Genomic DNA, 8,827 nt, shown 5'->3' on the forward strand with positions numbered 1-8,827 from the left:
CCCAGACCACCGGAGTGCGCGGCGTCCATGATCTCGGCGCGGCCGGTGACGGCGGCGAGCGGCAGGCCGCCCGCGATGCCCTTGGCGGTCGTGATCAGGTCGGGGACGATGCCCTCGTCCTCGCAGGCGAACCACTGGCCGGTGCGGCAGAAGCCGGACTGGATCTCGTCGGCCACGAAGACGATGCCGTTGTCGTTGGCGAACTTGACGATCTCCGGCAGGAAGCCCTTGGCCGGCTCGATGAAGCCGCCCTCACCCAGCACCGGCTCGATGATGATCGCGGCGACGTTGTCCGCGCCGACCTGCTTGCTGATCTGGTCGATGGCCTGCTTGGCGGCCTCCGGACCGGCGTTCTCCGGGCCGGTCGGCCAGCGGTAGCCGTAGGCCACCGGCACCCGGTAGACCTCGGGCGCGAACGGGCCGAAGCCGTGCTTGTACGGCATGTTCTTGGAGGTCAGCGCCATGGTGAGGTTGGTGCGACCGTGATAGCCGTGGTCGAAGACGACGACGGCCTGGCGCTTGGTGTGCGCGCGGGCGATCTTGACGGCGTTCTCGACGGCCTCGGCGCCGGAGTTGAAGAGCGCGGTCTTCTTGGCGTGGTCGCCCGGCGTCAGCTCGGCCAGAACCTCGGCGACCTCGACGTAGCCCTCGTACGGCGTGACCATGAAGCAGGTGTGCGTGAAGTCGGCGAGCTGGGCGCTCGCGCGGCGTACGACGGCCTCGGCGGACGCGCCGACCGACGTGACGGCGATGCCGGAACCGAAGTCGATCAGGCGGTTGCCGTCGACGTCCTCGATGATCCCGCCGCCCGCGCGCGCGGTGAACACCGGCAGCACGGAGCCCACGCCCTGGGCGACCACGGCGGTACGACGGGCCTGCAGTTCCTGCGACTTCGGGCCGGGGATGGCGGTGACGACGCGGCGCTCCTGCGGGATTGCGGTCATGAGGGCTCCCTGATGATCTTGCAAACCGGCCATTCCGGCCGAGCCGGATGTTCCGGGTGGGGATTTCGGACGCTTGCCTTGTTTCTCCGCAGGTTAGAGCCGGTCACGGGGTGGGGGCATGCTCCATGTGGGCGGTGTCGCCGCGGCGGGTTGTCCTTGGTGGACATAGCGAGGGGGGAACCTGTCGGCACGGCCCCGGCGCGCAATCGCCGAACTGCCCTTGCGAGGGCGTTAGATTGGCTCGCTGATGGTGGACGGAGCGGCTGGTCAGGGGGCAAGGGCGATGGACAGCGACGGGACGCAGGACGCGCGGCGCGCACAGGCGAACCCGGTGCCGCGGCCGGCCGGGCCGCCGGAACCCCCCGCCGCACCACCGAGGCCCTCGGCGCCACCCCGGCCGGACGGCTCCGCCTTCCTCGGCTGGCTGCGCACGTCCCGGCCGGAGGCGGCACCTGGTGTGTGGCGGTTCGGGCACCGGCCCCGGCCCGAGGAGGAGCCGGAGGTCATTCCGGGGCGGCAGCTGCTCAGCGGGGCGCTGATCGCGTTCTTGGTGGGGTGGCTGATCTGGTCGTTGCTGTGGAACGGCTACCTCGGTGGCTGGTGGCTGCTCCCGCTGTACGCGATGATTCCCGACTCCTGGGCCGAGCCGCACAGCTTCGGCGCCGTCGTCGCCGTGTACGCCTACTACGCCGCCATCGCGCTGACCATCATGGTCGGCGTCGGCCGGCTCGGGCGGTGGAGCGAGATCTGGCGCCGTTACGGCCCGACCGCCTGGCGCCGCGGCACCGCCCCGGAGAGCGTGCGGCCGCCCGCCCCCGAAGAGGACCCCGCCACGTGGCCCGCCCTGCGTGCCGCCGGTGCCCCCGAAGCCGCCGACCGGCTCGCCGCCGACGCGCGTTCCGGTCTGATGCGGGACGTCGACCACGCCCGCATCGCACGCGCCTGGCAGGGCGTCCGCAGCGGGCGGCACAGCCTGGCCACCTTCACCGGAGCGGTACTCAAGGACGGCGCCGCCGCCTGCCTGCACCCCTCCGGCGCACGCGATCTGCCCGCGCGGCTGGCCCGCCACGACCTGCTCACCGGTCAGGTCAGGCTCGGCACCACCGCCGACGACCCCCGCAACCCCTACGCCTACCGCGGCACCGGACTCGCTCTGGGCCCCGACCTGCTCGGCACCTCCCTCCTCGCCGTCGGCCCGGCGGGCTCCGGCAAGACCGGCACCGTCGTCCGCCCGCTCGCCGAGTCGCTGTGCCTGCACGCGCTCGCGGGACGCGCCGCCGTCGTCGTGGTCGGCGCGGCGGGCGCCGGGCTCGGCCCGGCCGACGCCTACGACGTCGTCGTACGCATCGGCGACCCGGACTCCTTCCACGACCTCGACCTGTACGGCGGCACCACCGACCCGGACGAGGCCGCCGCCGTACTGGCCGAGGCGCTCGTCGGGGACCTCGCCGAAGCGCACCCCGGCAGCGACAGCCGCCGCTCCACCACGGTGCTGGCCCAGCTCCTCGGCCCGTTCCGCGCGGTCCACGGCCGCTTCCCCTCCGTACCCGAACTGCGCCAGCTCCTCGACGGCACACCCGGCCCGATGAGCGAGCTGCGTACGGCGCTGGAGAACTCCGGGCAGGACTCCCTGCTGCGCGAACTCGACGCCCGCGAGCGGCAGGTGGGCCACCCGGGAGACGTGGCCGGGGTGCTCGCCGACCGGGTGGCGCTGCTGGACCGTCCCGCCTTCGCCGGCTTCTTCGACACCTCCGGCCAGTCCCGGCCGTTCTCGCTCAAGGCCCTCGACCACCCCGTGCGGGTCCGCATCGACCTGCCCGAACGCGGGCACGCGGACGCCTCCCGGATCCTGGCGCGGCTGGTCCTCGCCCAGTTCACGGCGAGCGTGGTGGTACGGGAGGACCGGTCGCTGTTCGCCTGTCTGATCCTGGACGACGCGACGGGCGTCGTGACGCCGGAGGCCGTGCGGGGCATCCAGCGGCTGCGGTCGGCGCACGCCGGGACCGTGCTGACGCTGCGCACCCTGGACGACGTACCGCGCCCGCTGCGGGGCCCGCTGCTGGGCACCACCGGATGCCGGGTCGCGCTGTCCGGTCTCACCCCGTGGGACGGGCAGGACTTCGCCGAGGTGTGGGGCAAGGAGTGGACCGAGGCACGGGACGTCACCGACCGGCAGATCATCGCCGAGACCCCGGCGGGCAAGGCCGTGCACATGCTGCGCCGGGTGATCACCGGCAAGGCGCCCACCGCGCGGGCGGTCACCGTCCGGCAGGTCGAGCGGGAGCGCTGGTCGGCGTCCGAGCTGGCGCACGGGGTGCCGCCGGGGCACGCCGTGCTGTCGCTGACGAACGTCAAGGGGGAGCACGCGCCGCCGCTGCTGGTGGATCTGCGCGACTGAGGAATCCGGGGTGCCGGTCCCGTACGGTAAGGCAGAATCGACACAGGTCGTTCATACGCGGCGGCCAAAAGATCACAACGATCAGCCGATCTCCGTAGACCCGCGGCACCCCCGACCTGAAGGCCTCATGCCCCCCACGCTCGCCTCCCTCGTCCACCACTCCGCGCTCAAGCTCACCGTGCGGGCGGGCGAGGGCCGCCTGGACGTGCCCGTGCGCTGGGCGCACGTCAGCGAGCTCGCCGACCCCGTGCCCTACATGGAGGGCGGCGAGCTGCTGCTGATCACCGCGCTCAAGCTGGACGCCGAGAACCCGGAGGCCATGCGCCGCTATGTGAGGCGACTGGCCGGGGCAGGGGTCGTGGGGCTGGGCTTCGCGGTCGGGGTGAACTACGACGAGACCCCCAAGGCGCTCGTCGACGCGGCGGAGGCAGAGGGCCTGCCGCTGCTGGAGGTGCCCCGCCGCACCCCCTTCCTCGCCATCACCAAGGCCGTGTCGGCGGCCATCGCGGCCGACCAGTACCGGGCCGTGACGGCGGGGTTCGCGGCGCAGCGGGAGCTGACCCGGCAGGCGCAGAGCGAGGGCCCCGAGGGACTGCTCGCCGTGCTCGCCGCGCAGATCGACGGATGGGCGGCGCTCTACGACGCCTCGGGCGCCGTCGTCGCCGCCGCGCCGGAGTGGGCCGGCCGCCGGGCAGCCCGGCTCACGGCGGACGTGGAGCGGCTGCGGGAGCGTGCCGCGCCGGCCAGCTCGGTCGTCGGCGGGCCCGAGCACGAGGACCGCGTCGAGCTGCACTCCATCGGCACCGGCCGCCGCCCGCGCGCGGCCCTCGCCGTCGGCACCGCCGCCGCCCTCGGCACCGCCGAGCGCTACGCCCTCTACTCGGCGATCGCCTTGCTCACCCTGACCACCGAACGCTCACGCTCCCTCCAGGCCGCCGAGCAGCGGATCGGGGCGGCCGTGCTGCGGATGCTGCTCGCCGGCCAGCCCGACCACGCGCGCGCCGTCGCCGGTGACCTCTACGGCGGCCTCCTCGACGCGCCCTACCGGATCGTCCTCGCCGAGTGCGCCTCGGGGCACGCCGGCATCGCCGACGCGGTCGAGGCGGCCGCGGCCCGGTCCGGGGAGTCGGTGCTGGCCGTGCCCGAGAGCGACGGGGAGAGGCTGGTCGTGCTGGCCGCGGACGGGGGCGCGGCGGTCGGGGCCTGCGTGGACTACGCAGCGGCACGGGAGACCGCGCGGGCCGCCCAGGAGCCCTCGGCGGGGGAGGAGGACGACCTGGTCGTCGGCCTCTCGGCGCCGGCCGGTCCGATCGCGGCGGCCGGCGCCTACAAGCAGGCCGAGCAGGCGCTGTCGGTGGCCCGGCGCCGGGGCCGGGTGCTGGTCGAGCACGAGCAGCTCGCGGCGGGGTCGGTCCTGCCGCTCCTCGCCGACGACGCGGTGCGGGCCTTCGCGGACGGCCTGCTGCGCGCGCTGCACGAGCACGACGCCACCGGGCGCGGGGACCTGGTCGCCTCCCTGCGTGCCTGGCTGTCCCGGCACGGCCAGTGGGACGCGGCCGCCGCCGATCTCGGCGTCCACCGGCACACCCTGCGGTACCGGATGCGGCGCGTGGAGGAGATCCTCGGCCGGTCGCTGGACGATCCGGACGTGCGGATGGAGCTGTGGCTGGCGCTGAAGGCGACGTCGGCGGAGTAGCGGTTCCGCGCCGCCCGTGCAGGGGAGGCCGTGACGGCAGTCCAAACCGGCGTACCCCTGCCCTCCACTGCTACGGATCGGACAACCGCGGCCCTGGCCCCCCACACCTACCGTTGACCTGGAACGCCGAACTCCAAGCACACCTCAACGCGGAAGGGCCGGGACTCATATGACCGCCACCCACGCCTTCTGGCTCGCCGGCCGCCAGGCCACCGGCCAGGACAGCTTCGACGTCACCTCCCCGTGGGACGGCCGGCTCGTCGGCAAGGTCAGCGTGCCCACCGACGCCCAGGTCGAGGAGGCCGTGGCCGCCGCGTACGCCGTGCGGGACGAGTTCGCCGCCACCCCGGCGCACGTCCGTGCCGCCGCCCTCGACCACGTCAGCAGGCGGCTGGTCGAGCGCACCGAGGAGATGGCGCAGCTGATCTCCGCCGAGAACGGCAAGCCGATCAAGTGGGCGCGCGGCGAGGTCGGCCGTGCGGTGTCCGTGTTCCGGTTCGCCGCCGAGGAGGCCCGCCGGTTCAACGGCGGAGACGCCCAGCGCCTCGACACCGACGCCGGCGGCCAGGGCCGCCTCGCCCTGACCCGGCGCTTCCCGAAGGGCGTCGTCCTCGGCATCGCCCCGTTCAACTTCCCGCTCAACCTGTGCGCCCACAAGGTCGCCCCGGCCATCGCCGCCGGCGCCCCGATCATCCTCAAGCCGGCGCCGGCCACCCCTCTCTCCGGCCTGATCATCGGTGAGCTGCTCGCCGAGACCGAGCTGCCGGCCGGCTCCTGGAGCATCCTCCCGGTGCCCAACGAGGCCATGCCCGCCCTCGTCCAGGACGAGCGCCTCCCGGTGATCTCCTTCACCGGTTCCGAGAAGGTCGGCTACGCGATCATGGACTCGGTCCCGCGCAAGCACTGCACCCTGGAGCTGGGCGGCAACGGCGCGGCCGTCGTCCTCGCCGACTACGCCTCCGAGGAGGACCTGGACTGGGCGGCGAACCGCATCGCCACCTTCTCCAACTACCAGGGCGGCCAGTCCTGCATCTCGGTGCAGCGCGTGATCGCCGACGCGGCCGTGTACGACCGACTCCTGCCGCGCATCGTCGCCGCCGTCGAGGCCCAGGTCACCGGCGACCCCGCCGACGCCAGGACGGACGTCGGCCCACTGGTCAGCGAGGACGCCGCCCGGCGCGTGGAGTCCTGGGTCGACGAGGCGGTCGGGGCCGGCGCCAAGCTGCTCACCGGCGGCAAGCGCGAGGGCGCCTCCTACGCGCCGACCGTCCTCACCGAGGTGCCGGCCGACGCCACCATCGCCTGCGAGGAGATCTTCGGCCCCGTCCTGACGGTGCAGAAGGTGAACGGCGAGGCCGAGGCCTTCGCCGCCGTCAACGACTCCAAGTACGGCCTCCAGGCGGGCGTCTTCACCCGCGACCTCCAGTCCGCCTTCCGCGCCCACCGCGCCCTTGAGGTCGGCGGCGTCGTCATCGGCGACGCGCCCTCCTACCGCGCGGACCAGATGCCGTACGGCGGCGCCAAGCAGTCGGGCGTGGGCCGCGAGGGCGTGCGCTTCGCTATGGACGACTACACCTACGAGCGCGTCCTGGTCCTCACCGGTCTGGCGCTCTGACCCCTCCCGACCCGACGGCCGGAGCCCACTGTGCGGGGGCTCCGGCCGTTGTCGTACCGGGCGTTCGACGGCTCAGCGGGACTGACGCCCTCCTGCCGCACGGTGAAACGCTCGTGCGCCCGCGCCCGCCGCCTGTCGTCTGCCCTTGGAAGCAGCAGGCATCGCCCTCACCGCACGGTCCCTCATCCCGGCCCGCCGGGGAGACCGTGCTCACCGTCCGTGACCGGCACGGTCCGGTCCTGGGGCCGTCACCCGGACACTCGACCGGCGCAAGCGCGCCGGCGGCGAACGCGGACGTCCCGGAAGCGGGATCCACCAGGGCGGGGGCGCCTTGACAGCCCGCCGTACTCCGTCGACATCGGGCCGATCGGCTGCGCGCGGGGTGGTGGCCCCGCCCGGGATCGGGTACATACGAACGGGTAGCACCCGTCGGTAACCGATACGGACCTTGATCCCTCTTCACGGCGAGGTGAGCCTCATGTCCGCAGCTCCCACCACCCGACCCACCGTCACCGAACGTGAGGCCCGCCAAGTGGCCGAGGCGGCCCGGGAACAGGATTGGCGCAAGCCCAGCTTCGCCAAGGAACTGTTCCTCGGACGCTTCCGCCTCGACCTCATCCACCCCCACCCGCTGCCCCCCGACGAGGACGCCCAGCGCGGCGAGGAATTCCTCACCAAGCTCCGCGACTTCTGCGAGACGAAGATCGACTCCGCCACCATCGAGCGGGACGCGCGCATCCCCGACGACGTGATCGACGGGCTCAAGGAGCTCGGCGCCCTCGGCATGAAGATCGACACGAAGTACGGCGGCCTGGGCCTGACGCAGGTGTACTACAACAAGGCCCTCGCCCTGGTCGGCTCCGCCAGCCCGGCCGTCGGCGCGCTGCTGAGCGCGCATCAGTCCATCGGCGTACCGCAGCCGCTGAAGATCTTCGGCACCCAGGAGCAGAAGGACATCTTCCTGCCGCGCTGCGCCCGCACCGACATCTCCGCCTTCCTGCTGACCGAACCGGACGTCGGCTCCGACCCGGCCCGTCTGGCCACCACGGCGGTCCCGGACGGCGACGACTACGTCCTCGACGGCGTGAAGCTCTGGACGACCAACGGCGTCGTCGCCGATCTGCTGGTCGTGATGGCCCGCGTGCCGAAGTCCGAGGGGCACAAGGGCGGCATCACGGCGTTCGTCGTGGAGGCCGCCTCGGAGGGCGTCACCGTCGAGAACCGCAACGCCTTCATGGGCCTGCGCGGCCTGGAGAACGGCGTCACGCGCTTCCACCAGGTCCGCGTCCCGGCCGCCAACCGGATCGGCCCCGAGGGCGCGGGCCTGAAGATCGCCCTCACCACCCTGAACACGGGCCGGCTGTCGCTGCCCGCGATGTGCGTCGGCGCCGGCAAGTGGTGTCTGAAGATCGCCCGGGAGTGGTCGGCCGCCCGCGAGCAGTGGGGCAAGCCGGTCGCGCTGCACGAGGCGGTCGGCTCGAAGATCGCGTTCATCGCGGCCACCACCTTCGCCCTGGAGGCCGTGGTGGACCTGTCGTCCCAGATGGCCGACGAGGACCGCAACGACATCCGCATCGAGGCCGCCCTCGCGAAGCTCTACGGCTCCGAGATGGCCTGTCTGATGGCCGATGAACTGGTCCAGATCCGCGGCGGCCGGGGCTTCGAGACCGCCGAGTCGCTGCGGGCGCGCGGGGAGCGCGCGGTGCCCGCCGAGCAGATCCTGCGGGACCTGCGGATCAACCGCATCTTCGAGGGCTCCACCGAGATCATGCACCTGCTGATCGCCCGCGAGGCGGTCGACGCCCACCTCTCGGTCGCCGGTGACCTGATCGACCCGGACAAGTCCCTGCAGGACAAGGCGAAGGCGGGCGCGCAGGCCGGTGTCTTCTACGCCAAGTGGCTGCCGAAGCTGGTGGCCGGAGCGGGCCAGCTCCCGGCGTCGTACGGGGAGTTCAAGCACGGCATCGACCTCTCGCCGCATCTGCGCTACGTCGAGCGCACCTCCCGCAAGCTGGCCAGGTCCACCTTCTACGCCATGTCCCGCTGGCAGGGCCGGATGGAGACCAAGCAGGGCTTCCTGGGCCGCGTCGTGGACATCGGCGCCGAGCTGTTCGCGATGAGCGCGGCCTGCGTGCGTGCCGAACTCCTGCGCAGCCGGGGCGAACACGGCCGGG

At 73.2% G+C, this 8,827-nt stretch carries 5 protein-coding genes; 4 read left to right on the plus strand and 1 reads right to left on the minus strand.

The annotated features are described in order from the left end of the window. Positions 1 to 944: aminotransferase class III-fold pyridoxal phosphate-dependent enzyme (locus AB0O67_RS34790; protein ID WP_365459244.1), on the minus strand; the 944-nt coding region annotated here is incomplete at its 3' end. A gap of 283 nt (positions 945 to 1,227) precedes the next feature. Between AB0O67_RS34790 and AB0O67_RS34795 the strand changes: the two genes are divergently transcribed. From AB0O67_RS34795 to AB0O67_RS34810, 4 genes are all read left to right on the plus strand, one after another. Then, positions 1,228 to 3,342, plus strand: coding sequence for an ATP-binding protein (locus tag AB0O67_RS34795; RefSeq protein WP_365459247.1), 2,115 nt, complete (start codon positions 1,228 to 1,230; stop codon positions 3,340 to 3,342). A 127-nt stretch (positions 3,343 to 3,469) separates the two neighbouring features. Continuing rightward, positions 3,470 to 5,038: a PucR family transcriptional regulator gene (locus tag AB0O67_RS34800; RefSeq protein ID WP_365459250.1), complete on the plus strand. Its 1,569-nt coding sequence runs from the start codon at positions 3,470 to 3,472 to the stop codon at positions 5,036 to 5,038. 169 nt (positions 5,039 to 5,207) lie between these two features. Then, positions 5,208 to 6,653: an aldehyde dehydrogenase family protein gene (locus tag AB0O67_RS34805; protein WP_365459254.1), complete on the plus strand. Its 1,446-nt coding sequence runs from the start codon at positions 5,208 to 5,210 to the stop codon at positions 6,651 to 6,653. A gap of 478 nt (positions 6,654 to 7,131) precedes the next feature. Further along, a partial coding sequence (locus AB0O67_RS34810; protein ID WP_365459257.1) for an acyl-CoA dehydrogenase family protein occupies positions 7,132 to 8,827 on the plus strand: 1,696 nt, incomplete at its 3' end.

The sequence above is a fragment of the Streptomyces sp. NPDC086077 genome (genome assembly GCF_040686175.1).
Taxonomy (GTDB): domain Bacteria; phylum Actinomycetota; class Actinomycetes; order Streptomycetales; family Streptomycetaceae; genus Streptomyces.